Source organism: Rothia sp. CCM 9417, assembly GCF_048513575.1.
Classification (GTDB): Bacteria; Actinomycetota; Actinomycetes; order Actinomycetales; family Micrococcaceae; genus Rothia.
Genome location: NZ_JBLXXT010000002.1, coordinates 263,699 through 289,344, shown reverse-complemented (window position 1 = coordinate 289,344; position 25,646 = coordinate 263,699). Strand labels below are relative to the sequence as shown.

The window sequence follows — 25,646 nt, the reverse complement described above, 5'->3', positions numbered from 1 at the left end:
TGAGAAGAAATCTATTTATAGGGAGTGACGCTCTCTGTAGACGTCAAGACGCCGTTGTAGAGTTTCTTCTAACTCTTCTACGCTGCGACGCTCAAGGAGCATATCCCAGTGAGTCCTAATGGGCTTATCAGCACTTTCTTCAACCTTGCCGTCGCCAGAAACTAGGTGCGCTTCTTTGCCTGACTTAGCAGTCCAGGTCGCGGGAATCTCGGCTTCCTGTGAGAAAGTAACGAAAACACGCTCACCGTTTTCAGTGCGGTACTCAACGCGCTGGCGAGGAGCGGGCTCCACACCTGATTCGGTTTCCATGGATTGTGAACCCAGGCGCATACCGCGCAGGCTGCGATCGCTCATTTTTTTCCTCCAAGAACGGTGATCTTAATTGTTTGTTGGTTTCTAGCCGGTCTATAGACCGGCTAGAAACCAACAGACCGAGTATCCATTATAGCTTCCGTTTAGTGTGAAGCGTTAGGTATATCGGTTGCGCCAAGAGATGATTCTGCTCCATCCTGTGAAATCTCATCGATAACATCGTCCAGGCCGCTATCGAGCTTATCCAGATTGGGGTTAAGATCCTCCGGGGTGACCTTAATAACCGGGGTGTCAATCAATGGTGAAGATGGGGGAGTAGCTCCCTCTTCTTCAGCTGTCGCAGTGTCCTGATCGTTCCCGGCATCAGGGTTGAATGCCTTACCGATTCCACGGAGTGCATCCCCCAGCTCAGTGGGGATAAACCACAGCTTATTTGCATCGCCCTCGGCTAGCTTGGGCAGGGTCTGGAGGTACTGGTAAGTCAGGAGTTTCTGGCTGGGGTTTGAAGCATGAATTGCACGGAAGACCTTCTGAATAGCCTGGGCTTCACCGTCAGCACGCAGAATAGCTGCCTTGGCATCGCCCTCAGCGGTCAGAATCTGTGACTGCTTGGCGCCTTCGGCTCGTAGAATTGCAGCGCGGGAATCACCTTCAGCAGTCAGAATCTGAGACTGCTTCTGACCTTCAGCGGTCAGAATTGCAGCGCGGCGATCACGCTCAGCGCGCATCTGCTTTTCCATGGAGTCCTGAATGGAGTGAGGGGGCTGAATCTCTTTGATGTCAACACGGGAGACGCGGATGCCCCAGCGTCCGGTGGTGTTATCAAGTACTCCACGGAGCTCAGCGTTGATTTTGTCTCGCGAAGTCAGTGTTTGTTCAAGATTGAGCCCGCCAACGACGTTACGGAGGGTGGCGCTGGTGAGCTCATCGACAGCGTGGATGTAGTTGGTGATTTCGTAGGTTGCTGCCTTGGGGTCGGTTACCTGGAAGTAGACCACGGTGTCGATACCTACAACCAGATTATCTTCGGTAATGACTGACTGCGAGGGGAAAGAGACAACCTGTTCACGCAAGTCGATCAGGGGTAAGACACGATCGATAAAAGGGACGGTGACATGGAAACCGGGGGTAAGGGTCGTGTGATATTTGCCCAGCCTTTCAACAATCCCAGCGCGTGCCTGCGGAATAATGCGGACAGCTTTAAGAAGAATAATGAGTACGAGGACAACGAGGGCCGTCAGGATGAAGCCCGTTGTGAGTAGTGGTGCAGTCAATTTCTTACCTTCCAGTAAAGGTTTAATTGTTAGCTAGTGTTTAATGAAACTGTCTTAAGATAAATATGCTGTGGCGCCCCGAATTTCTGTAACAGTTGCTTTAGAGCCCTCAGGCAGAATCTTTTCTGCTGAAGCCGGGCGCGCGGTCCAAATATCGCCATAAATCATTGCAAGCCCGCTGTCGGTAGTGACTGTCTGGGTTATTAGGGCCTGGGCGCCAACCAAGCCTGCTGTGTTCATCGGCGTATCTGGTGAGCTCTGGTGGAACTTCCGAATCAGCGGAGGCCGAAGCCCAAGGAGTAAGCCAATACTCACGAGGGCAAATAGGACAACTTGGCCTACAAATGAATCAAGGAAAGGCGAAAGACCTGCAGCAGTAAGTGCAGAAATAGCCATCATGAGAAAAACGAAATCCAGCATGAGGATTTCAATGATAGCCAGAAGGATTGCAACCAAGAGCCAGAAGGCCCATAGATGCTGAGCAAACCACTCGATCATGTATTTTCTCCTGCGTTACCTATAGTCCTTCTATTCTCCTCAAAACCTGGAAGGATACCAACAGTCGTGCCTAATATGACGCCGAAAATTGACTGAAGTTAGGGTTCAAATTGATGTTTTCATAGAGCCGATAATATACATTATGTAAAGTAAAGCTTGAAAAGCTCCCCTGGGTGACCTAGACCCTGCCCTACACCGACTTCCTCAGCTTTGAGATAGCTTGATAGGTTACAGTGGTAACCATGTTAAGTTCTGTCAATTCAGGTAAATATTTTTCTCAGCTAACTCGGCTCGGAATTGATTTTGTCTTGGTTCTTCTTTTCGTTGCGATTGGTTTGACCAGCCATCAGGAAACCCTGAGTAAACTCCCGGTAACCGCCTTGCCTTTTGTGCTGGCCGTGCTTGCTGGTCATGTTGGTGTTTGGGCTGTCAAAACCCGCAGGCAACTGCCCCTTATTTTAGAAGGCTTCATGCTCTGGGTAACCACCTTGGTCTTGGGCCTTGGATTGCGCCTCTCGTTTGGAGACACCGCCGCAATACCCTTTATCATCGTTTCAGCGGTTACACTTCTCCTATTTTTAGTTGGGTGGCGCTGTATTTTGCTGGCTCTGCGCCGCAAGCAATAGACTCAGGCACACAGCAGCAAGGCCCCGAGTGTAACTCGGGGCCTTGCTCTTGCTCTACTGGGCCTGGCTATAAGATATCCAGCGATCGAGAGTATCAGTGGCTTTGCCTGATCCAATAGACTCCCTGGCTTGCTCTAGTGCAGCTTCGAATCGCTGGCTGAAGGGTTGATCGTCTACTTTATGGAAGGCAACGATTCCCGCTGCTGCATTGAGAATAACGGCATCCAGGATTGGCCCGGGGTGTCCGCCCAGTGTCTCACGTACTACCTGAGCGTTATATTTTGCGTCACCACCTCGTAGATCTTCCAGTCTGCCAAGCTTGAAACCAAATTCAGTGGGATCGATTTCTAGGGGCTTCACTCCCCCATCGACGGCTTCAAAACCGTAGGACTTACCTGTAATAGTAATTTCATCGAGGCCGTCTCCGCCCCTAAAAATAAGCGCATGATTGCCGCGATTGGCAAAGACCTGGGCCATCTTCTGGGCCATAGCCTGGTTGGAAACACCAATAGCAGAAGACCGCACTTTTGCGGGATTGGTCATGGGGCCTAGATAGTTGAATGCGCATGGAACCCCGAGTGCCCGCCTAACGGGTGCTAGGTAACGCATTGATGGGTGAAATACCTGTGCGAATAAGAATGTAATACCAGCCGAATCCAAGGCTCCTGCAACATCCTTAATCTTAAGGTCTAGATTTATACCAAGCTCGGAGAGCACATCCGCGCTTCCGCTCATTGAAGACGATGCCCTGTTGCCATGCTTGATAACCGGAATACCGGAACCTGCCACAACTAACGAGGCCATAGTGGATATATTGACGGTATTTTGTTGATCGCCACCGGTTCCTACAATATCAACTGCCTTGTGGGTGACTTCAATGGGGTGAGCCTTATCAAGCATTCCCTCCGCTAAAGCATTAAGCTCTGCAGAAGTCTCGCCTTTAACGTGAAGTCCAATAAGAAATGCAGCCAGTATGCCTTCTGGAGTTTCACCCTCCATCATCTGATCCATGGCCCAAGCAACTTCAAACGGTTCAAGCTCTTGATGGGCTATGAGCTTGGTGAGTATCTGTTTCCAGGTGATATTGGGTGTCATGCTCCTTATTCTACGTATATCAGCTAGCTAAGCCTTCTACCCTCTATGGATTAAGGAACAGGTAAATAGAAGCTGTGGGGCTCTCTGATGCGGCATGGTTACGCGAGTTTTACAGACAATGTGTCTGATATCTCGTGATGAAAGCCCCAGAAATGCAGGGGTAAGCGCAAGATTTACAACACACCTACCCCTAAACCCCCTCTCCTGTTGGTTCAAGGGCTGTTTTACAGACATAATGTCTATGTGACAACTGCAACCCATACTCCAAGTAAGTCGGCTCATGCCACTCTTAATCGACCCAACCAGGTAGCTGTAGGCACCGTTGTTTGGCTCGCTTCTGAGGTCATGTTTTTTGCCGGCCTGTTCGCAATGTACTTCACTCTGCGTGCGTCTCGACCCGATATTTGGGCCGAGAACTCCGTGCACCTTGAAGTCCCGCTAGCTCTTGCCAACACCATCGTGTTGGTCTTGAGTTCTGTTACCTGCCAGTTTGGTGTATTTAAAGCTGAACAGCTCAAGCCCCGTCGTACCGGATCACTTTTCAACATCCGCGAATGGGGCATGGTTGAATGGTTCCTCTTGACCTTCATCATGGGCGCCTTCTTCGTTTCTGTTCAGGCCTTCGAATACGCAAATCTCGTAGCTGAAGGCATGACCATCGCTTCAAGCGCCTACGGTTCAGCTTTCTACATCACCACCGGTTTCCACGCGCTACACGTTACCGGCGGCCTTATCGCATTTTTGCTCATCATTGGCCGTGCTTATGTAGCAAAGCGTTTTGGTCATTACGAAGCAACTTCAGCAATCGTTGTTTCTTACTACTGGCACTTTGTAGACGTCGTCTGGATCGTTCTGTTCCTTGTTGTCTACTTCCTCAAGTAACCGGTAACCGCTAAAAATAATCCCAAATAGCACACACACTAAGGAACAACGACGTGAAGGCACTTTCTCAAAAGCGACGCCATCCGCTTGCAGCTCTCGTCTTGCTTGCTCTCGCGCTGATTCTTTCTGGAGGCCTGTACTCTGTTGCAACGGCTACCAACGAAGCACAGGCTGCAACAAGCACGACTTACACCAGTGATGATATTGATGCTGGGCAGAAGCTGTTTTTGGCTAACTGCGCTACCTGCCACGGCACAAACGCCGAGGGTTCTGTTGACGGACCCAGCCTGATTGGTGTTGGCGCTGCAGCCGTTGACTTCCAGGTCGGCACAGGTCGTATGCCTATGCAGATGCAGGGCGTGCAGGCTCAAATGAAGCCTGGCCAGTTTAATGAAAAGCAGACCAAGCAGCTTGCTGCTTACGTAGCTTCGCTGGGTGCTGGCCCCACTATCCCCGAAGCTGAATACCTGGACGTATCGCAGGGCGATGCAGCTAACGGTTCAAAGGTGTTCCTTGCTAACTGCGCAATGTGCCACAACGCTGCAGGCGTTGGTGGTGCTCTAACCCGCGGTAAGTTTGCACCTACCCTGATGGGCGTATCCGAGCAGCATATCTACGAGGCCATGGAAACTGGCCCTCAAAACATGCCTGTATTTAACGATGCAAACATCACCCCTGAAGAAAAGCGCGATGTCATTACTTACCTGAAGTCTCAGGAAGTTAACGCATCTGTTGGCGGTTTCAAGCTTGGCTCACTCGGCCCGGTATCCGAGGGTCTGCTCATCTGGACACTTGGCCTGGTCATTGTTATTGCTTTTACCCTCTGGCTAACTTCACGAGCTGCATAAGCTCACGCACACACATTAATTTCGTACCAAGGAAGATTTGAGGCAACACATGGGAAACCATAGTGACGGCGCACACGAAAATGCTGCCGTAGTTACCTCTCAAGAGGCAAGTAAGGAGAAGTTCCCCAACCCGGGGCTTCCCCCGCATGCTCCGCGACTCACCGACGTCGATCCCAAAAAAGCTAAAGGTGCTGAGCGACAGGTAGTTCTACTATTCGTCATCTCAATGCTGGGTTCACTGCTCTTTTGGTTCGGCTACTTCGGGATTGAGGTAACCGGCAACTTCTACGATGTCATGAACCCCGAAGCAAACAACATGCTTCGCCTGCAGAACCTCCTGCTGGGTCTAGGCATCGCATTTGCCATGTTCGGTATCGGCATCGGTATCGTCCACTGGGCACGCTCGCTCATGCCCGACCATGAAATGGTCGAAGAGCGTCATGCAGTCACCTCTGAGGAGGATCGAGCTGAGGCACAGGAAATCGTTGAAACTGTGATCGAGGAATCAGGCATCAAACGACGCCCGCTTCTTCGAAACACACTCATCGGCTCTGTAATCCTCGCTCCCCTGACATTCGTCACCCTGTTCCGGGACTTGGGCCCGGCTGATCCTTCAGTACTGAAGTACACACTGTGGGATAAGGGTGTTCGCCTTGTGCGCGACCCCTCGGGTACGCCTATCAAGGCTTCCGATGTCACTCTAGGCTCCGCCTACCACGTACTGCCTGAGACCCTGTCAAGCCTTTCTCATGAAAATGGATATCTTGAAGAGAAGGCAAAAGCAGTAGTGCTACTGATGCGCCTAGATCCTGACGAGCTCAACGTGTCCCCGGGCCGCGAGGACTGGAACGTCGATGGCATTATTGCCTACTCAAAGGTTTGTACGCACGTCGGCTGCCCTATCGCGCTCTATGAACAGCGGACCCATCATCTACTCTGCCCCTGCCACCAGTCGACCTTCGATGCGGCAAATGAGTGCGAGGTTGTATTCGGTCCGGCAGGTCACGCCCTACCTCAGCTGCCCATCGCAGTTGATGAAGAAGGCTACCTAATCGCTCAAAGCGATTTCCATGAACCCGTAGGCCCCGGCTACTGGGAACGCGCACAGCAAATCAAGGAAATGGCAGGTGAAGCGTAATGTCTACTTCATTGCAAAATGACTACAAGGCAAAAACCTCAACGGGAAAGATCGCTCAATATGTCGACCAGCGGGTTGGTGCCTCCGGCATCATCAAGGAGTTCGGCCGTAAGATCTTCCCAGATCACTGGTCATTTATGTTCGGTGAGGTTGCCCTTTACAGCCTAGTAATCCTGATTATTTCGGGAACCTTTCTGACCTTCTTTTTCAACCCCACCATGGTGTCCGTAACCTACGATGGTTCCTATGTGCCCATGAAGGGCACGCACATGTCTGCAGCCTACGCCTCTGCCCTGGATATCTCCTTTGATATCCGCGGTGGACTCCTCATGCGTCAGATCCACCACTGGGCGGCTCTGATGTTTATGATGGCTATGTCAGTACACATGCTACGTGTCTTTTTCACCGGCGCCTTCCGACGCCCCCGTGAACTAAACTGGGTTATAGGAACTGTCCTGCTGATCATCGGCATTCTCGCAGGCTTTACCGGCTACTCCTTGCCTGACGATGTTCTTTCGGGCAATGGTTTGAGGATCATCGACGGTATCTTCAAGTCCATACCTCTGGTTGGTACTTACATCTCTCTTTTCTTCTTCGGTGGAGAGTTCCCCGGCGATGCCGTAATCGGTCGACTTTACAGCCTACACATCATGATCATCCCAGCTATGCTCCTCTTGCTGGTTGCCATTCACATGTTCATGGTTGTACTTCATAAGCACACCCAGTACCCTGGTCCTGGCCGGACTGAAAACAATGTCGTTGGCTTCCCTGTCGGTCCTGTTTATGCAGCAAAGGCTGGCGGTTTCTTCTTCATCGTTTTCGGTATCATTGCCTTCCTGGGCGCGACCTTTACCATCAACGCTATCTGGAACTACGGCCCCTACGATCCCTCACCTGTACAGGCAGGAACCCAGCCTGACTGGTATGTCGGCTTCGGCGATGGCGCTCTTCGCCTGTGGCCCGGGGTCTGGCCCTGGCCCTGGGAGTTTGAGTTCCTTGGTGGAACCTGGGTTCTCAATGTTCTTCTCCCCTTTGCCTTGATGGCAGGTTCCGTCATGATGGCCATGGTCTTCTGGCCCTGGATTGAACGCTGGGTTACCAAAGACGATCGTGTTCACAACATCCTTGATCGCCCCCGGAATGCCCCGTTCAGAACAGCTTGTGGTGTAGCTGGTATTACTGCCTACTCATCCCTCATGATTGCTGCAAGCTCGGACCTCATTGCAACCCATTTCCATGTCTCACTCAACGATGTGGCCTATTGGTTGCGTGCCTCCTTTGTCCTGGGCCCCATTATTGGGTTCCTGCTCACTCAGCGCATTTGCCTGTCGCTTCAGCGTAAAGACCGTGAGCTGGTTCTGCATGGTGTTGAAACAGGTAAGGTTGTTCAGCTGCCCCACGGCGAGTTCATTGAGGTTCACAAGCCTATTGATGAATACCGCCGCTACGAGCTGGTTTCCTTTGAGTCACCTGCACCAATTCCTGCTCAGCCCAATAAGAAGGGTAAGATCAGCCCGATTGAGAAGTTGCGTTCAGGCATCTCAAAGATTTGGTTCGAAGACCGCGTTCTTGCCGTCACCCCCACAGAACTAGAAGCTGCTCACCATGAGCATCACGGCGATCATGCTGTGACCGCTAGCTCTGCAGAATCAATCGAAAAGTAAATATAGGTTGTAGTTAGGTGTGGGGCATCCGCTTATGCGGGTGCCCCACATTTGTTTAAAGCGGTTTAATCTGTAGCGGACGAGCTTTCTCTGCTGGTGTGCCTCAAGGGGCTTATTGAGGGTATAACCCCGGCTACTCCCCTATGCCTGGAAGCAATACTGGAAGCTCAATAGATGGGCGCAAACCTTAGTGCTCGGATCATGAGTGATCTGTTTGAAAAACAGTTTGTCTCAGAGACGGTGTGTCTTGCTGCCACACAAGCTCCTTGGGCGCGAAGATGCCTTCTGGGCTGTTCTGGGCTGTTCTGGGCTGTTCTGGGCTGTTCTGGGCTGTTCTGGGCTGTTCTGGGCTGTTCTGGGCTGTTCTGGGCTGTTCTGGGCTGTTCTGGGCTGTTCTGGGCTGTTCTGGGCGTCGCTTAGCCTGGTGAGCATGCCAAAAGCCTCCTGCATAGGATTGCACTAGAGTTGGAGCCCCTTAGCGAGGTTTTCAATTCGCCCCTACTAGATAGGCCCATACGGCTAGACAACCAGCTCTATCTGGCGAAAGGTAGTCATAAAACTCTAATCAATTGAAGCTAAGAGCTAAGGACTCCGTATCCCCCAGAAGGTAAAAAGAAAAACCAAACAATACAGGGGGGAACTTGCCCCCAGGCGCACCGGCAACCTCGCACAGATCTAACATGGCTTCAATACACCACTTGCAGGGAATCAAACCTTCTCATCAGCGCTCTCCCGCTAGATTTTCAAGCCAGCTACCATCACTACTCCCCCCGACAGGAAAGTACCAAACACATAAAAGCGGAGCCCATATCTTTTCAGATATGGGCTCCGCCTTACTTTTATGACCTATTGGCCCTTAGTGAGCGTGATCGCCACGGTTGTACTCATAGACCCAACCAATAACAGCGGTAGCAGCAAAAGGAATGGCCAGGAGAACAATCCACCAGTCAATTGCCAGACCGACTACAACAATGGTGCAAGCAGCGCCGATGAAGAGAGGCCACCATGACCACGGTGAGTAGAAACCATAGTCACCAGCGCCATCTGCAATCTCACCCTCAAGGTTTTCATAGGGCATATCGGGATGCCGCTTATCTGTGAACTTGAGAAAGAACCACAGGAACAAGCACATGACCGCAGTAGCCAGGATGGCTGGGAAGCCAGCCCACTCAGTGAAGTCAGTCATCACACCATAGACGATACCGACAGGAATGAGGAAGACACCGATCAGCCCAAAAATATTACCTAGAAGTTTCACGCATGTCTCCTATCGCTCGGTAGCCTGGCGGGCAGCCGCAGCAATATCGTGATTGGTTGATAGCTCGGGATGATGAAGATCCAGCGCCGGGCGTTCTGAACGGATACGGGGTAGAGCCGTAAAGTTATGGCGTGGAGGAGGGCAAGAAGTTGCCCACTCCAAGGAACCTCCAAAGCCCCAAGGGTCATCGACCTCAACACGCCTGCCTGAGCGAGCAGTTGTAAAGACATTCCAGAACCAAGGGATCATGGAGACAGCAAGAATCATTGAGCCAAAAGTTGAAAGCTGGTTCATCCAGGTGAAACCATCCTCAGGCATGTAGTCGGCGTAACGACGAGGCATGCCATCAACGCCCAGCCAGTGCTGAACAAGGAAGGTGGTGTGGAAGCCAATGAACAGCAACCAGAAGTGAATCTTTCCCAGACGTTCATTGAGCATCTTGCCAGTAAACTTAGGCCACCAGAAGTAGAGAGCAGCAAACATGCCGAACACCAAGGTACCGAAAATTACGTAGTGGAAGTGAGCAACCACGAAGTAAGAATCCGACAGGTGGAAGTCCAGCGGAGGGGTGGCCAGGATAATACCGGTGATACCGCCGAAGAGGAAGGTAATCAGGAAGCCAACAACCCAGAGCATAGGGGTCTCGAAGGTAATTGACCCCTGCCACATAGTGCCAATCCAGTTGAAGAATTTAACACCGGTGGGGATACCAATCAGCATGGTCATGAAGGAGAAGAAGGGCAACATGACAGCGCCAGTAACGTACATGTGGTGAGCCCACACGGTAACAGAGAGAGCGGCGATGGTAATGGTTGCGAAAATCAGGCCCTTGTAACCAAAAATCGGCTTACGAGAGAATACCGGGATAATTTCAGAGACAATGCCAAAGAAAGGCAGTGCCAGAACGTAAACCTCAGGGTGACCGAAGAACCAGAACAGGTGCTGCCAGAGAACGGCACCACCGTTTTCAGGGTCAAAGATGTGGCCACCGAGGCGACGATCCATGCCGAGCGCAAACAGAGCAGATGCAAGCGGCGGGAAGATCATGATGATGAGAATTGCGGTAATCAGTGTGGTCCAGGTGAACACCGACATACGCCACATGGTCATACCGGGCGCACGCATGCACAGAATGGTTGTCAAGAAGTTGACGCCACCCATGATGGTACCGAAGCCCTGCAGTGCCAGGCCAAAGATCCAGAGATCGCCACCTACGCTAGGGCTGTAGGTGGTGCTGTTCAGAGGTGCATAAGCAAACCAGCCGAACGAAGCAGCGCCCTGAGGGGTCAGGAAGCCTGCAATAGCTACCAAAGATCCAAACAGGAAGAACCAGAAGGCCAGGGAGTTCAAACGAGGGAAAGCAACGTCAGGGGCACCGATATGAAGCGGAACCAGTACGTTTGCGAAACCAGTGAACAGAGGCGTGCCAAACATCAGCAGCATGAGCGTGCCGTGCATGGTAAACAGCTGGTTGAACTGTTCCTTAGTCTGCAAGAGCTGCATACCGGGTGAGTAAAGCTCAAGGCGCATGAGTAGAGCCATGACACCGGCTAAGCAGAAGAAAATAAATGCTGCAATCAGGTACATGTACCCGATTGTTTTGTGGTCGGTGGAAGTCAGCCAATTGACGATGATGCGTCCCTTTGACTTGGGAACCACCCGCGGAACAACACTACCGGTTGTCTCCGCTGAGTACTCAAGAGTAGTCACGGGTCACCTCTTACTGGTTGGTGTTCATGTTAGGGTTACGGTTTTGCTCATCACCGAGGCGGCCTTCTTGACCGGAATCCCTCAGTGACTGGATGTAAGCGTCGTAGTCTTTCTGGCTGACTACCTTCACGTTGAACAGCATCTCTGAGTGGTATTCCCCACAGAGTTCGGCGCACTTACCCTGGTAGGTGCCAGGCTCGCTACCGGTGGTGAAGTACATGTGGTTAGTCATACCGGGGATGGTGTCGCGCTTCTCAAGGAAGGCGGGTACCCAGAATGAGTGAACGACATCATGAGACTTAAGCTGAATATCCACGGTTGAATCCACGGGCAGGTAGAGAGTGGGGAGTGTTTCCTCAACTCCTACCTGGCCTTCCTTATCTAGGCGAGCCTGAACACCAGCAAAGTAGACATTTTCGTCGATGTAGTTGAAGTCCCAGGACCACTGCTTACCGTAAACCTCAATAGTTACGTCAGCAACATCCGACTTGGGAGCAGTAATCTCACGCTCCGCTTTATCGGAGAAGGTGAAGAAGCTGACAATCAAGATGATGGGGATTGCGGTGTAGAAAATTTCCAGGGGAAGGTGATAGCTCACCTGGCGAGGATAACCGGTTTCGTACTTGCGGCGACGGTAGGCGATAAGGCACCAAATCATGAGACCCCAGGTGACCAGACCAACTGCCAGTGCAGCGATCCAGGCACCAATCCAGAGCTCCATGATGGTATTTGCGTTATCGGTAACACCACGCCTGGTGGGCAGCCAGCCCACCTTTGCCTGTTCTGAACAACCGGTCAAGAGCAGCGCAGAAGCTGCTGTGGCAAGGACAAGTGCCTTGCCCTTCAGCCCCTTGCTGCTGGTTCGATGCTGCGAACTCACAGACGGCCCTTCCTGTAGCGATGTGCGTGCCACCCGGTGCTGTGTATGGACAGCAAGAATCCAGGTGTTAAATCTTTCATTACGAGCTTACCCTCAAATGGGCGTAAAAAGTGACAATCTGTCACCTAAGCAACGTGTCATTTCACAAGTATTTCACTATTAAAAGCAGAAAGAGGGGCGCACCCACGGTGTGCCCCTCCTGGTAAACAAGCAAGACTTAGTGGAAAGAATCTCCACAAGCACATGATCCCTGAGCGTTAGGGTTATCGATGGAGAAGCCCTGCTTCTGAATAGTGTCTTCAAAATCGATAGTTGAACCATCAAGATAAGGCACGCTCATGCGGTCCACGATAACCTCTACCCCATCGAAGTCACGGACAGCATCGCCATCAAGAACTCGCTCGTCAAAATAGAGCTGGTAAATCAGACCAGAGCAACCGCCGGGTTGAACTGCGATGCGCAGTCTTAAATCAGTGCGCCCCTCCTGCTCGAGCAAGCTGCGGACTTTGTCAGCAGCAACCTCCGTGAGATTGACACCGTGGGTGGGAAGTTCCGTGGAAACTGTTTCAGTCATTCCATGAATCCTTTCATTCGACTAATTTGCCTTTATCTTACGCCTTTATTAAATTTTGGGCGACCTGTTCGCAGACAGGTCAACTGTTAGCAGTCAAGACATTGGGAGGAAATCATCAGCGCTTCAGCCAGGATGGCTTTTTTGAAGTCTGGCAAAAAGAGCGACTCATTGGCGCTGTGGGCCCGAGTGTCGGGGTCTTCAATACCTGTGATGAGAATCTGGGCGCTGGGGAAAACCTCAGTGAGTGTCGCGATAAAAGGAATGGACCCTCCTAAGCCGGTTTTAACAGGTTCCACCCCCCAGGCTTGGGCGAAGGACGCCAGCGCGAGCTGAGCACCGTCACCATCAACTTCACCCTTATACGGGCGTCCAGAATCTACAGCACTGTATGTAATCTCAGCCCCAAACAGGTTATTTTCTGCACAGTGTCGTGCCAAAGCAGAGTGAGCAGCTGCTGGGTCCTGGCCTGGCGCAAGACGAACGCTAATCCTTGCTTTAGCAGTCGCCGCAAGAGTATTGGCTGCTTCAGATACAGGAGTGATGTCCATGCCGATGACTGAAATAGCCGGCTGGGACCACAGGCGTGAAGTAATAGAGCCCTTACCAGCAAGTTTCATCGACTTGACGATACCCGAATCCGCCCTAAAATCTTCTTCAGAATATTCAACCTCAAGTTCAGGGGAAGAGATTAAACCTTCAACTGCAACCGAACCTTGAGGGTCATGGAGGGTGGCAAGCAACTGAATAAGAACCGTATTCGCGTCGAGAAGGGGCCCACCGAATACCCCTGAGTGAACGGCATGGTCACTAACCTTCACCGAGATATCACCGCTTGCAACACCTCGCAGACCCACCGTGAGAGCAGGAACTCCTGCCCGCCAGTTGGCTGAGTCTGCCACGACAATATAGTCACCTGAGAGCTTCTCACGGTAAGTTGCAATGAAACTATCGAAACTGGGTGAACCCGCTTCTTCTTCACCTTCAATAAAGAGGGTGACGCCGGCTCTAAAATCATCGCCCAAGACTGCTTTCACAGCTCTAAAAGCGGCCAGATGGGCGATAACTCCAGCCTTGTCATCGGCTGCCCCACGCCCAAAAAGTCTATCCCCCTTTTGCTGAGCCTTAAAAGGTTCTGTCTCCCAGAGTTCGAGATCACCGGCAGGTTGGACATCGTGGTGGGCGTAGAGAACAAAAGTGGGGTAGCCCGGGGCGGCAGACTTCGAAGCTAGAACTGCGGGCATGCCCTGCTGCCCCTTACCGTAGGTAGCTGTCAGAACCTCTGCCGAGTCAAAGCCAGCGTCAAGCGCAAGCTCCTGAACCTTCTGAGCGCTCCGAGCAACTTCATCCAAATCAAAAGATTCCCAAGCCACCGAAGGAATAGCTACTAGTTCTGTCAGCTCCTGGACATATTGCTCGAATCGCTCATCAATGAAGCGAGCTAGTTCATCACGTGCCGAAAAATTAAAACATGTTGTTGTCATGTATCCCAGAATACGCCGAGCCACTATAACTTTGAACAACTTGCTATTCTTAAGGGGTGTTTGGACGAAATAAGAAATCAGTAGAAACAGCGGATGCCGCAGCAATTGACTCCGCTCCCCCCGCCGCAAGCGACAAAGATAACAAGCCCGCAAAATACACGCCACCGAAGGGACGCCCTACCCCATCACGTAAGGAACGTGAAGCTGCGCGTAAGAACCCTCTCGTTCCCGCTGACCGGAAGGCCGCGAAAGAGGCTCAGCGCGCCGCAGAGCGTGAATTCCGGGCTAAGCAGCAACAGGCCCTTCAGACCGGGGATGAACGCTACCTCCCGGTTAACGATCGTGGCCCCCAGCGTCGCTACATTCGTGACTACGTTGATGCCCGTTTCAACGTAGGTGATTTTATGCTGATTGTCATCCTGTTGATTTTCATTATCGGATTGATAGTTCCCGCTACACAGCATTTAACCGCTCTACTCATGTGGGCAATGCTTCTGCTGTGGATCCTCGATTACTTCATCATGTGGCGCAAGCTCAAGAAAAAGCTAACCGAAAAATTCACCACTCTTGAACCTCGTTCTGGTCTTTACGCTTTCAACCGCACCATGATGATTCGTAGGTTCCGCCTGCCTAAACCGCAGGTAGAACGAGGAAACTACCCCAGCTAATAGAGCTCACAGGCGCATGAGAAGGGCCGCTAACCACTCGGTAGCGGCCCTTTATCGTATCTGCTGGAGACTAGGAAGCTTTCCTCAGTTTGAGGAGCTCTCGGTTGATGTGCGCAGCCCAGAGCGGCCCCTGATAGATGAAGGCTGTATAACCCTGAACCAGGTCGGCCCCAGCATCTAGCCGTTCAGTAACATCCTGAGCAGTTGTTACACCGCCTACAGAGATCAGCGCGAGCTTATCCCCTACCTCTGCTTTCAAGAGCTTCAGAACTTCAAGCGAACGATGCTTGAGTGGCTCCCCCGATAGGCCACCAGCACCGAGTTCCATGACCTTATCCATGGGGGTTATCAGCTCCAAGCCCTCACGAGCAATAGTCGTATTGGTGGCGATAATGCCGTCGAGGCCAAGGCGCAGAGCCATGGCGGCAAGGTCTCTGATATCCTCATCGGCAAGGTCAGGCGCAATCTTGACGACCAGAGGAACTCGTCGGCCTAGCACTACCCTATCGGCCTCAGCACGCACAGCGGCAAGAAGCGGCTCGAGGGTTTCGATAGCCTGAAGATCCCTGAGCCCAGGAGTGTTGGGAGAACTTACATTAACCGCAAGATAATCCGCCTGAGGCGCAAGAATACGGGTGCTGATCAGATAATCCTCAATGGCCTGGTCCAACTCAACGACCTTGGTCTTACCAATGTTGATACCAATAACAGGACGTACCTTACCCCGGTATTCGGCATCAAGGTCAGCTCTAGCCGCAGCTACCCTCGGTCCAGTGTCTGCTGCACCGTTATTGTTAAAGCCCATGCGGTTAACAATTGCACGGTCCTCAAGCAATCTGAATAATCGTGGCTGAGGGTTACCAGGTTGGGCCTGGCCTGTGATGGTGCCAATCTCGATATGCCCAAAGCCCAAGTTACCCAGAGCTACGATAGCCGTACCCCCCTTGTCAAAACCAGCGGCAATTCCAAAAGGAGATGGGAACCGGATACCCATGACCTCCGTGGACAAAGAGGGGTCAGGCGAGAAGAACCTGCCACCCCACCGCGTCACACCCGTCGCTCGCAGGGTCTTCACACCCCACATACCTAGATGGTGGGCCTTTTCAGGGTCCATCGGTTTAAAAAAGAGCTTGAACAGGGTTGGGTAGATCCGCATCGGGGACCCCTTTCAGCTAGGGCATCACAACTGCCAATTTGTAAGCAAAAACTAGGGTTTGCTGACCTTATCTACCGCCCCACCGTAGCGTCTATCGCGAGAGGCGTACTCCTGGACAGCCTGCCATAAGGTGAGACGGTTTACATCGGGCCAGAGAACGTTCATGAAGACCATTTCGGCGTAGGCGCTTTGCCAGAGCAAGAAGTTTGAAATTCGCTGTTCGCCAGATGTGCGTAGGAACAGGTCTACATCGGGTAAATCGGGTTCATCAAGGTAGCGCTGGAAAATTTTTTCGTTGATGTGTTTGGCCTTCAGCTTGCCGCTAGCAAGATCCTCGGCAAGGAGGGCTGCTGCATCGGCAATCTCGGCGCGCCCCCCATAATTGACGCACATGGTCAGGGTACACAGCGTATTGTTCTTGGTCTCTTCCTCGCATTTTTCAAGGAGCGAGATGACGGACTTCCAGAGCTTAGGCCTGCGGCCGGCCCACCGAATACGGACGCCCCAGGACTTGAGCGTTTCTAATTGGCGTTCCAGCACTTCGGATGAGAAACGCATCAAAAAGGCAACCTCGTCGGGTGACCGACGCCAGTTTTCCGTTGAAAAGGCGTAAGCAGAAATGTAAGGGATGCCCATCTCAATTGCGCCAGCTACGACCTCAAGAAGTGCCGCCTCCCCCGCCCGGTGCCCCTCGTTCCTGGGCAGACCGCGCTCGTTAGCCCACCGCCCGTTCCCGTCCATCACCACGGCAACATGCTGAGGGACAAACTTACTGGGGATAGCAGGAGCTACAACACCACTTGGGTGGGCAGGTGGCTTGATGACAGTCATAGGGCTATTGTTCCTTTTCCAAGGTTGCTAGGGTCTTCAGCGGCTTATCCAACTGCCACTGCACATAATCCATGATAAGCCCGGACATTCTATGGGCTAAGACTGATGGGAACTGCCCGGTAACAGCAGGCCAGTCCCCACCAGCAAGTACCTGCAAATACTGCGGAGTCTGTGGCGGTACCGGGTAAATGCGGCTGAAATCACCCGACCGAGCGCAGCCAGTGCAGAGCAAGCCAACCTCAGGAGAATAGCAGGTAAGGCCATCCTCGAGACCGCATGATGCGCACCTAGCTAAAGCCATACTCCACCCCGCAAGATGAAGCGCTCTCAGCAGGTAGGAATCGAGAATCCGGTACGCTGGGAGCTCCCCCGCGGCCAGGGCAGATAAAGCACCAGCCAGCAGAACGAACTGGTCCTGAAGCCTATCTTGCTCGTGGGCTAGTAGCTGCTCGGCCACCTCACAGACCACAGCGGCCACCGTGTAGCGTGTGTAATCCGCAACGATAGGTCCAAGGTAGGCCCGTCGGGTCACGACCTGAGAAATCGTTGCCAAATTTTTACCGGCTGCCGCAGAAATCTCCACCAGCATGAAGGGCTCAAGACGAGCCCCAATCTTCGAACTACTCTTCCGAACCCCCTTTGCTACGGCATGGACTAGACCGTCATGCCTGGTCGCTAAGATAATGATCCGGTCGTACTCCCCCAAATCTTGGGTACGTAAAACGATAGCGCTATCACGAATGGTCTTTTTCCTTGATAGCGCTGAATTCACACTCCCATTGTGGCATAACCGCACCCCATATGCCCTGATTGGTGCTGGGGAATGTGCATCACAAGAGGCTTGACATAAGAGCCGGGGTGAGCAAAATCAGCCCACCCCGACTTAGAATTACTCCTTACTCAGAGTCACGCAAAGCACGGTTGACAGCAGAAACCATTGCCTTCAGCGACGCCCGAGTTGTTGAATTATCAATACCGATACCCCACAGAACTCGGCTACCCACGGCCGCTTCGATATACGAGGCAGCCTGCGCATTTGCGGCCGAGCCGAGGGTATGCTCCGAGTAATCCATGACGCGGACATCGACGCCCTCCTTGGCCAGAATCGACTGCAGTGCTTCAATGGGACCGCTACCCTGAGCGACACGGTTGTAGGTATGACCGTTAATGTTTAGACCAACCCGCATGGTGGTCTCGCCGTGTTCCTCAGAATCAATGGACAGAGACTCGATGCGGTACTTACCCCATCGAGATTCCGCCTTCTGATTAGGAAGGTACTCATCTGCGAAGATATCCCACAGAGCCTTGCTAGCAACTTCCCCGCCCTGGGCATCGGTTTTAGCCTGGACAACCGCCGAGAACTCCTGCTGGGCACGCTTGGGGAGGTCCAGGCCAAAGTCCTTCTTGAGCAGATAAGCAACACCACCCTTACCTGACTGAGAATTCACACGGATAACAGCTTCGTAGGAGCGCCCAAGGTCTTTAGGATCAATGGGAAGATAAGGAACCGCCCACACGAGCTCGTCAAGGCTCTTGCCCTGTTCAGCGGCATCCTTTTCCATTCGCTCAAATCCCTTTTTGATGGCATCCTGATGCGAGCCAGAGAAAGCAGTGAAGACCAAATCGCCGCCGTAGGGAGAGCGCTCATGAACCGGCAACTGGTTACAGTACTCGACGGTCCGCCTAATCTCGTCAATGTCCGAAAAATCAATCTCCGGGTTAACGCCCTGGGTGTACATGTTCAGACCCAGGGTAATCAAATCGACGTTACCGGTGCGCTCGCCATTACCAAAGAGGCACCCCTCGATACGATCCGCACCAGCTAGGTAACCCAGTTCAGCCGCTGCGACACCGGTTCCACGGTCATTGTGGGGGTGCAATGACAAAATGACGTGCTCACGGTTGGTCAGGTTGCGGCTGACCCATTCAACAGAGTCAGCGTAAATATTGGGAGTTGCCATCTCAACCGTAGCAGGAAGATTGATAATAACTTCGCGGCCTTGGCCGATGCCCAGTTCGTCGGTCACAGCGTTGCAGACCCGAACAGCGAACTCGAGTTCAGTGCCGGTGAAAGACTCCGGTGAGTACTCATAGGTCACCTTGGTATCGTGTACAAGCTGCTCTTCATATTTCTTGCACAAACGGGCTCCCGTGAGCGCAATGTCCAGGATTCCGTCCTGGTCCTGGTTAAAAACTACCCGACGCTGGAGCACTGAAGTCGAGTTGTAGAAGTGAACGATAGCCTTGGGAGCACCGTCAATCGCCTCAAAAGTCTTTTGAATCAGGTGCTCACGGCACTGAACCAGAACCTGAATGGTGACGTCATTGGGGATATGGCCGTCCTCGATGAGGGTACGGACAAAATTAAAGTCGGTTGCGGAGGCAGATGGGAAACCTACCTCAATCTCCTTGTAGCCCATGCGGACCAGCAGCTTGAACATAGCCAGCTTACGCTCAGTATCCATGGGGTCAATCAGGGCCTGGTTGCCGTCACGCAGGTCAACCGCGCACCACCGGGGGGCCTTCCTTATCTTCTTTTCCGGCCATGTGCGATCGGGAAGAGAAACATGAATTTGCTGGTCGAAAGGCAGGTACTTGTGCACCGGCATGGACGATGGTTTCTGGAAATTTTTCATAGCTATGACCCTTACAGATGAGGTGAGAAAATTGGCACCGGGTAGCGAATACCCGTAGCGAAGCTAAACCCGGGGCACTTCGCTACGGCAGATAAGCAGTCGCCGTGTCATCTCACGCATAGTGCCACGGTACCACGTTGGTCAACGCCAACCGGGAAAATCCAACCTCTATGTTCACTATCTGGGCTAGCGGCCGGTCAAGGCGCCCACAGCAGGAAAGAGCCGTCTAAAAAGCCCGGCTTGAGGCCAGTAGTGGGGCAATCAAGCCGGGCTTAAGAAAACTACCAGACCTAGTAACTAAATGCCTGCTGGCAGGTGACCTGATCGGCGGTCTGGCCGCTGGCTCCCCCAGCAATTTTTGCCTGAGTAGTTTGAAGCTTATCTTCGGAGGCTAAATCAGAACCGAGCACTACCTCAATACCGGTATGCAGGCTTGAAGGGGTTACCGCCGTGATTCCATAGAGGTCAGCAATCAGCTGTGCTTCTGCTTCGTAGCCGTAGGGGTAGTAAACCGTAGACGCAGGGTAGATGGTAGCCTCATCCTGAGTTGTGACGGCCGAGAAACCAGCATCCTTGGTGATAGAAGCCAGTTTATTGGCTCGCCCTGTGACCCCACTGGCGTTGGTGAACGTAACGTCAAGAGCATAATTCAGCTCTTGAGCCGTGCTGGTGGAAGGCTCCTCCGCAGGTGCACTGGGTGAGGCAGAAGGCTCAACAAGCGACTGGTCTTTCTGTAGCTTGGTGAAGAAAGCCTCTGCCTCACTCGAAAGCTGCAACTTATTCTCATCGTAGATGTAGGGCTCATGAGGAACCGTGGCAAAAACAACCTTGCTTAAGTCCACCGACGAAAAGATCGAGCCAATACCCACAAGATTACCAAGCTTAGTAAGTTCAGTGTCGACCGTTACGTTCTGGGTGATAGCCTCGGCAATTCTAAGAAGCATGGCGGGGTTAGAGAGAGTCCCCTCGGACTGTACCTTCCGTAGCAAAGATGCCAGGAAGCTCTGCTGGGCCTTAATACGCGCTGTATCGCTGCCGTCACCAAAGCCGTGACGAGAGCGAAGGAAAGCAAGAGCCTGCTCCCCCTCAACACTTGATGTACCGGCAGGAAGTTTGAGGCCGCTGTAAGTATCGTCAATCGGCTCGGAAACGCATACCTCAACCCCACCCACAACACTTGAAAGCGCTTTAACGGCATTGAAATCAACCAGCATAAAGTGATCAATGGCCACACCGGTGAGGTTGCTGATGGTAGCAACGGTACACCCCGGTCCGCCCCGTTCGAGAGACTCATTAATCTGGGTATCAGAGGTGGCGGGGTAGACTTCCCCCGTGGTTGCATCGGTGCACTTGGGGATATCAACCATGAGGTCACGCGGCAAGGAAATCACGTTCACCGCTGAGCGGTCTTCGCTCACCTGAACCAGCATCATGACATCGGAACGAGCACCGGCTTCAAGGTCCTCGGCAGAACCGTAAGCTCCGTTAGCGCCGCTACGAGTATCAGAACCGATAATCAAAATATCAAGGGGACCGCTCGCAAGGTTGCTAGAGAGCTCACCGATATTGATTTCAGCGGTATGGACGTTGCTGCGTAAACGCAATAGCGCAAACCCGCTGAAAGCAACCACCATAGTCAGCAAGGCCACGCACGATAAGGCAATCCACTGGAGCTGCCGGGATTTAATCGGCTGATTCGCCATATGTCGGCCAAGTGGCTCAACAATTCGCTGGTTGGGGGTACCCTGAGGCGCCATTCAGTTACTCCGATTCATCAATACTGGGCTCGTCCTGCTGCTTTGCCTGCACCAGGATAAACAATCAAGCTGGGAAGATTCTTTTGATTTAAGCGGCTTTTGGTACTAAAAACCCAGCTTCCCGAGTGCCCTGGGATCGCGCTGCCAGTCTTTTGCCACCTTGACATGGACCGATAGGTAGACCTTGGTCCCTAGAAGTGCCTCAATATTGTGTCGAGCTTTTTGCCCAATTTCTTTGAGCCGGGCTCCACGCTTGCCAATAATGATGCCCTTCTGAGAATCACGCTCAACATAAAGGTTAACGTGAATATCGAGCAGGGCATTATCTTCGCTACGCCCCTCACGTAGCTCCATCTCTTCAACAGTGACAGCAACAGAGTGCGGCAGTTCGTCCTGCACACCCTCGAGCGCGGCCTCACGCACCAGCTCGGCAACCAGTGTTGCCTCAGGTTCATCGGTCAGTTCCCCGGTGGGGTAGAGCGGAGGCGAACTGGGAAGGTAAGAAGAAAGAAGCCTGGCAACTTCATCAACCTGGTAATCCTTAAGGGCAGAGACGGGGATAATATCTGCCCAGCCCCCCTGACCGTCAATAACAGTAGCCTGCTGAACCTGGCCTTTATTCCGTTTGGCAGCAGGGCCACTACCCTTACGGAAGGCGAGCTCTTCGCCCTTCTGCTTGGCTTCCTGGCGTTGGCGGCGCTGCTGTCGAGCGGCTCGCTCTGCACTCATGATTTCATCGCCCAGGGCTGACACCGCAAGAAGCTGCTCGGTCAGTTGCTCGTGAGAAACCTTATCTGCCTTAGTCACAATCGCAACAATCGGTTTATTGCCCGAAGCCGCAAGCTGCTGAGCAATGTAACGGTCGCCCGGGCCAATCTTCTCGTCCGCAGGAATACAGAAACCGATTACATCGACCTCAGAGAGAGTCTGAGCTACCAGGTCATTGAGCCGTTCACCCAAAAGTGTACGAGGGCGGTGCAAACCGGGGGTGTCTACCAGCACCAGTTGAAAATCCTCACGGTGAACAATACCGCGAATCGTGTGGCGAGTAGTTTGCGGGCGATTTGAGGTAATCGCAACTTTCTGGCCCACTAAAGCATTAGTCAGTGTCGATTTACCGGCATTAGGTCGGCCTACCAAAACGGCAAAGCCTGCGGTGTAATCCTCGGGAAAGGCTGCAAAATCCACTCAATAGCTCCAAAAAGTAGTGAAAAAATATCTATCCATCACTTTACAGGTAGCTAGCACCCGCCAGTTGCGAAACTACCTCCCGTCCACCCCACCGGCTGATAAAAGAGAGTTCCATCATAAACCCTGGGGCCTACCCTAGAGGGTAGGCCCCATCATAAAAGTGACGTGTGCGGAACTAATGGCTGTGCTCGTCTTCTGGTTCAGTATCAGTATCTGGGCTTACCCAGACCTGTAGGGTGCCCACCTTGTTGCGGCGGCCGCGGGAACCAATAGCTCGAATGTGGATACCCTCCACAAGAACCTCACTACCAATAATCGGCACCCGACCCAAATGCTTAGCGAGCAAGCCGCCTACCGTATCAACGTCGTCGTCTTCTAGCTCAATACCAAAGATTTCCCCGAGCTCCCAGGTGCTCAGACGGGAGCTAATCTTGAAAGTGCCGTCTTCCTGAACAGAAACCTCTGCTTTGTCGTTGTCGTACTCGTCGGAAATATCTCCAACAAGCTCTTCGATCAGGTCTTCTAATGTCACAAGACCAGCTGTGCCACCGTACTCATCGACAACGACGGCAATGTGGGTTGATTCGCGTTGCATTTCTTTCAGTAGGTCCATGACCCGTTTAGATTCTGGTTCATAACGCACCGGGCGCATCAGCTCCGCTATTTTCGCTGGCTGGGAACCCTGAGTGCCAGTCCGTGTCGCGGCAACAACGTCCTTGAGATAGAGCATGCCTCGTACATCGTCAAAAGATTCCCCAAGTACCGGAATACGTGAGTAGCCCGATCGTAAAAAGAGAGAGAGCGACTGGTCAATGCTCTGGTCAACATCAACGGTTACCATGTCGGCACGGGGTACCATGATGGAGCGAATCCTGGTTTCGTCAAGCTCAAAAATGGACTGAACCATCTCGGCTTCATCGTCCTCGATAGCCTCAGAAGAGCTAGCCCTATCAACGAACTCGAGGATTTCGTCTTCGGTAAAGATGCCCGTAACCCGCTCAGAATCCTTGGGGCTGAACTTACGAGAAAGCCTCGTCAGAATTGATGAGAAGGGGCGGGTTAGAACGCCCAGCGCGTAGACAGTCCCCGCCATAGCCGAGAAAACCTGAACGTGCTTAGTGCGCCCTACCAGACGCGGAGCTACACCAAAGAAGACAAAGACCAGAACCGTCATCACCAGGAGTGTGGCTATTACACTGACCCAGGTGCGTTCAAAAAGGTCATGGGCTAGCAGGTAGAAGCAAATAATCGAGGCGACTTCAGCTAGCACGCGCCAGATACGCAAGGATCTGAAGTAAGGCTCAGGGTCTGCCAGTACTGCCCTAATACTTTCCTTGCCCGATTCTTCAGCTAAACCTTGGGCCTCGGACCGAGGAAGGTAGGTGTAAGAGGATTCAACAGCGGTAAAGAGATAGCCCAGCAAGACTAGCAACAAGACAGCAAAAAGAAGAAGGATAAGACCTACCACGGTTTAATGCCTCGTCTCAACAGGAGCTGGGCGACCTAAGAAATCTTCCAGCAAGGAACGCTGAATCCCGAACATTTCAGCTTCTTCCTCGGCAGTAGCATGGTCATAGCCCAGACAGTGCAGAATGCCGTGGGTGGTGAGTAGACACAGCTCATCGAGGGTGCTGTGGCCAGCGTCAGCGCCCTGACGAGCTGCTACCGGCGGGCAGAGCACGATATCGCCCAGAACCCCAGAAGAAGGCTGTTCAGGGGTACCCGGGGTGAGCTCGTCCATAGGGAAGCTCATGACATCGGTTGAGCCTGGTAGATCCATCCAGTCCAGGTGGATGCGCTCCATCTCCGATTCCCCCACTACTGCAATCGAAAGCTCTGTATCGGGTGCCAAGTTCATGCTCGAAAAAACGTGGGCCACCAGTCCTTCAATAGTCGCAATATCTACTGCTGCGAAAGACTCCCGGTCAAAATCATTTGCTGAGCTATCCAGCTCCTCAATTTCAAATTCTAGGTTCACTGGTTTGTACCATCTTCTTGCTCTGACATATCAATACCGGATTTAGCCAATAGCTTTTCGGCTGCAGCTTCTATGGTCTGACGTTTAACCTTGCGATTGCGGCGGCGCTCCATAGAGGACTTTGCCTGATCCCACTTATCATAGGCATTGACGATATCGGATACGAGGCTATGACGAACGACGTCTTCTGCCTCAAGCACTGCAAGGTGGATATCATCAATACCCTCTAGAATCTGCCGAACCTGCTTGAGGCCCGAAGCCTGACCGCCCGGAAGGTCGATCTGGGTGACGTCGCCGGTAATCACCATCTTTGAGCCAAAGCCCAGACGGGTCAGGAACATCTTCATCTGCTCCACCGTGGTGTTCTGAGCCTCGTCCAGAATAATAAATGCGTCGTTCAAGGTGCGTCCACGCATATAGGCCAGAGGAGCCACCTCAATGGTGCCGGCTTCCATCAGCCTGGGAATAGACTCAGGATCGATCATGTCATGGAGCGCGTCGTAGAGAGGGCGCAGATAGGGGTCAATCTTATCGTTGAGGGTCCCGGGTAAGAACCCCAAACGCTCGCCTGCTTCAACAGCCGGTCGAGTCAGAATAATACGGTTGACTTCCTTGGATTGAAGGGCCTGCACCGCCTTAGCCATGGCTAAATAGGTTTTGCCTGTACCCGCAGGGCCGATACCAAACACAACGGTGTTGGCGTCAATGGCATCAACATAGCTCTTCTGGTTAATGGTTTTGGGTCGAATATTTTTGCCGCGAGAACTTAGAATATTTTGGCTCATAGCGGTTGCCGGGTGGTTCAGGCTGGCAGTCATCATGGACATTATCCGTTTGACAACCTCGGCGGTGACCTGCGTATCGTTCTCCACCAAAAGAGTGAGTTCCGCAAGCAATCGGACGGTTGTCGCCACGGTCTCTGAAGGTCCGGTAACCACAACGTCCAGGCCCTTAGGCCGAATCCTTAGGCCGGGGAAAGTCTGTTCAACCAGCCCGATATTACCGTCGTGGGGGCCAAGAACTGCCACCATTTCTGCGGTGGATTTGAAAGAGAAAGTCCGGGCTACTGAAAGCGGCCGGCTCGTAGATTGTACTGATGTAGTCATAAGTGCCCAGCTGGGCCTTCAGAGCTCCTCATTGCAGTAGCGAACAGGGGGTAGTGCTCAGGGTTTACTTTACCCGCACTATT

General features: G+C 52.6%; 24 protein-coding genes. 6 read left to right on the top strand and 18 right to left on the bottom strand.

The genetic code is table 11. The features are described from left to right. Positions 1–15: 15 nt before the first annotated feature. The 3 genes from ACN082_RS04795 to ACN082_RS04785 all read right to left on the bottom strand — a co-directional run bounded on the left by ACN082_RS04795 (position 16) and on the right by ACN082_RS04785 (position 2,084). Positions 16–354: an RNA polymerase-binding protein RbpA gene (locus tag ACN082_RS04795; RefSeq protein WP_419099705.1), complete on the bottom strand. Its 339-nt coding sequence runs from the start codon at positions 352–354 to the stop codon at positions 16–18. A gap of 101 nt (positions 355–455) precedes the next feature. Beyond that, complete coding sequence (locus tag ACN082_RS04790) at positions 456–1,586, bottom strand: SPFH domain-containing protein (RefSeq protein ID WP_419099704.1); 1,131 nt, start codon at positions 1,584–1,586, stop codon at positions 456–458. A 54-nt stretch (positions 1,587–1,640) separates the two neighbouring features. After that, complete coding sequence (locus tag ACN082_RS04785) at positions 1,641–2,084, bottom strand: NfeD family protein (protein ID WP_419099703.1); 444 nt, start codon at positions 2,082–2,084, stop codon at positions 1,641–1,643. Positions 2,085–2,326: 242 nt separating this feature from the next. Here ACN082_RS04785 and ACN082_RS04780 point away from each other — a divergent pair, with 242 nt between their 5' ends. Continuing rightward, the gene (locus tag ACN082_RS04780) at positions 2,327–2,710 is read left to right on the top strand and encodes a DUF3054 domain-containing protein (RefSeq protein ID WP_419099702.1); all 384 of its coding nucleotides are present in this window, start codon (positions 2,327–2,329) and stop codon (positions 2,708–2,710) included. A gap of 54 nt (positions 2,711–2,764) precedes the next feature. Here the strand turns inward: ACN082_RS04780 and trpD are convergent, their stop codons facing one another. After that, positions 2,765–3,805 (bottom strand): anthranilate phosphoribosyltransferase, encoded by a 1,041-nt coding sequence (gene trpD / locus ACN082_RS04775; RefSeq protein ID WP_419099701.1) that lies wholly within the window; start codon positions 3,803–3,805, stop codon positions 2,765–2,767. Positions 3,806–4,048: 243 nt separating this feature from the next. On the opposite strand from trpD, the gene ACN082_RS04770 reads away from it, so the two are divergent. The 4 genes from ACN082_RS04770 to ACN082_RS04755 are packed head-to-tail and all read left to right on the top strand — an operon-like array spanning position 4,049 to position 8,337. Further along, positions 4,049–4,687, top strand: a complete 639-nt coding sequence (locus tag ACN082_RS04770; protein ID WP_419099700.1) for a cytochrome c oxidase subunit 3 — start codon at positions 4,049–4,051, stop codon at positions 4,685–4,687. Positions 4,688–4,740: 53 nt separating this feature from the next. Beyond that, a complete protein-coding gene (locus ACN082_RS04765; RefSeq protein WP_419099699.1) occupies positions 4,741–5,535 on the top strand; it encodes a c-type cytochrome in 795 nt (264 codons plus the stop codon). A 49-nt stretch (positions 5,536–5,584) separates the two neighbouring features. After that, a complete protein-coding gene (locus ACN082_RS04760) occupies positions 5,585–6,673 on the top strand; it encodes a Rieske 2Fe-2S domain-containing protein (RefSeq protein ID WP_419099698.1) in 1,089 nt (362 codons plus the stop codon). Then, positions 6,673–8,337, top strand: coding sequence for a cytochrome b (locus ACN082_RS04755; RefSeq protein WP_419099697.1), 1,665 nt, complete (start codon positions 6,673–6,675; stop codon positions 8,335–8,337). Before ACN082_RS04760 ends, ACN082_RS04755 begins: the two co-directional genes overlap by 1 nt. A gap of 856 nt (positions 8,338–9,193) precedes the next feature. Here ACN082_RS04755 and ACN082_RS04750 read toward each other — a convergent pair. The 5 genes from ACN082_RS04750 to ACN082_RS04730 all read right to left on the bottom strand — a co-directional run bounded on the left by ACN082_RS04750 (position 9,194) and on the right by ACN082_RS04730 (position 14,240). Further along, complete coding sequence (locus tag ACN082_RS04750) at positions 9,194–9,595, bottom strand: cytochrome c oxidase subunit 4 (RefSeq protein WP_419099696.1); 402 nt, start codon at positions 9,593–9,595, stop codon at positions 9,194–9,196. Between the two features lie 9 nt (positions 9,596–9,604). After that, the gene (gene ctaD, locus ACN082_RS04745) at positions 9,605–11,305 is read right to left on the bottom strand and encodes a cytochrome c oxidase subunit I (protein ID WP_419099695.1); all 1,701 of its coding nucleotides are present in this window, start codon (positions 11,303–11,305) and stop codon (positions 9,605–9,607) included. 10 nt (positions 11,306–11,315) lie between these two features. Further along, positions 11,316–12,185 carry a cytochrome c oxidase subunit II gene (coxB, locus tag ACN082_RS04740; RefSeq protein ID WP_419099694.1) on the bottom strand — a complete coding sequence of 290 codons (870 nt, stop codon included), beginning with the start codon at positions 12,183–12,185 and terminating at the stop codon, positions 11,316–11,318. Positions 12,186–12,402: 217 nt separating this feature from the next. Then, complete coding sequence (locus ACN082_RS04735) at positions 12,403–12,759, bottom strand: HesB/IscA family protein (protein ID WP_419099693.1); 357 nt, start codon at positions 12,757–12,759, stop codon at positions 12,403–12,405. An 86-nt stretch (positions 12,760–12,845) separates the two neighbouring features. Continuing rightward, positions 12,846–14,240 (bottom strand): M20/M25/M40 family metallo-hydrolase, encoded by a 1,395-nt coding sequence (locus ACN082_RS04730; RefSeq protein ID WP_419099692.1) that lies wholly within the window; start codon positions 14,238–14,240, stop codon positions 12,846–12,848. Positions 14,241–14,296: 56 nt separating this feature from the next. On the opposite strand from ACN082_RS04730, the gene ACN082_RS04725 reads away from it, so the two are divergent. Beyond that, positions 14,297–14,908, top strand: a complete 612-nt coding sequence (locus ACN082_RS04725) for a DUF3043 domain-containing protein (protein ID WP_419099691.1) — start codon at positions 14,297–14,299, stop codon at positions 14,906–14,908. Between the two features lie 70 nt (positions 14,909–14,978). Here ACN082_RS04725 and ACN082_RS04720 read toward each other — a convergent pair whose 3' ends face one another. The 9 genes from ACN082_RS04720 to ACN082_RS04680 all read right to left on the bottom strand — a co-directional run bounded on the left by ACN082_RS04720 (position 14,979) and on the right by ACN082_RS04680 (position 25,563). Then, on the bottom strand, positions 14,979–16,064 hold the full coding sequence (locus tag ACN082_RS04720) for a quinone-dependent dihydroorotate dehydrogenase (protein ID WP_419099690.1): 1,086 nt from the start codon (positions 16,062–16,064) through the stop codon (positions 14,979–14,981). 51 nt (positions 16,065–16,115) lie between these two features. Further along, entirely contained in the window at positions 16,116–16,895 is a 780-nt protein-coding gene (locus tag ACN082_RS04715) for an isoprenyl transferase (RefSeq protein WP_419099689.1), read from the bottom strand. A gap of 4 nt (positions 16,896–16,899) precedes the next feature. After that, a complete protein-coding gene (gene recO, locus ACN082_RS04710) occupies positions 16,900–17,667 on the bottom strand; it encodes a DNA repair protein RecO (protein ID WP_419099688.1) in 768 nt (255 codons plus the stop codon). 124 nt (positions 17,668–17,791) lie between these two features. Beyond that, entirely contained in the window at positions 17,792–19,531 is a 1,740-nt protein-coding gene (leuA, locus tag ACN082_RS04705) for a 2-isopropylmalate synthase (RefSeq protein ID WP_419099687.1), read from the bottom strand. A gap of 290 nt (positions 19,532–19,821) precedes the next feature. Continuing rightward, positions 19,822–21,234, bottom strand: a complete 1,413-nt coding sequence (locus tag ACN082_RS04700) for an LCP family protein (protein ID WP_419099686.1) — start codon at positions 21,232–21,234, stop codon at positions 19,822–19,824. Positions 21,235–21,393: 159 nt separating this feature from the next. After that, the gene (locus tag ACN082_RS04695; RefSeq protein ID WP_419099685.1) at positions 21,394–22,476 is read right to left on the bottom strand and encodes a GTPase Era; all 1,083 of its coding nucleotides are present in this window, start codon (positions 22,474–22,476) and stop codon (positions 21,394–21,396) included. Positions 22,477–22,654: 178 nt separating this feature from the next. Beyond that, positions 22,655–23,947: a hemolysin family protein gene (locus tag ACN082_RS04690; protein WP_419099684.1), complete on the bottom strand. Its 1,293-nt coding sequence runs from the start codon at positions 23,945–23,947 to the stop codon at positions 22,655–22,657. 3 nt (positions 23,948–23,950) lie between these two features. Beyond that, positions 23,951–24,457, bottom strand: coding sequence for an rRNA maturation RNase YbeY (gene ybeY, locus ACN082_RS04685; protein WP_419099683.1), 507 nt, complete (start codon positions 24,455–24,457; stop codon positions 23,951–23,953). Then, positions 24,454–25,563, bottom strand: a complete 1,110-nt coding sequence (locus ACN082_RS04680; protein WP_419099682.1) for a PhoH family protein — start codon at positions 25,561–25,563, stop codon at positions 24,454–24,456. The genes ybeY and ACN082_RS04680 overlap by 4 nt, the downstream gene beginning before the upstream one ends. Positions 25,564–25,646 lie beyond the last annotated feature (83 nt).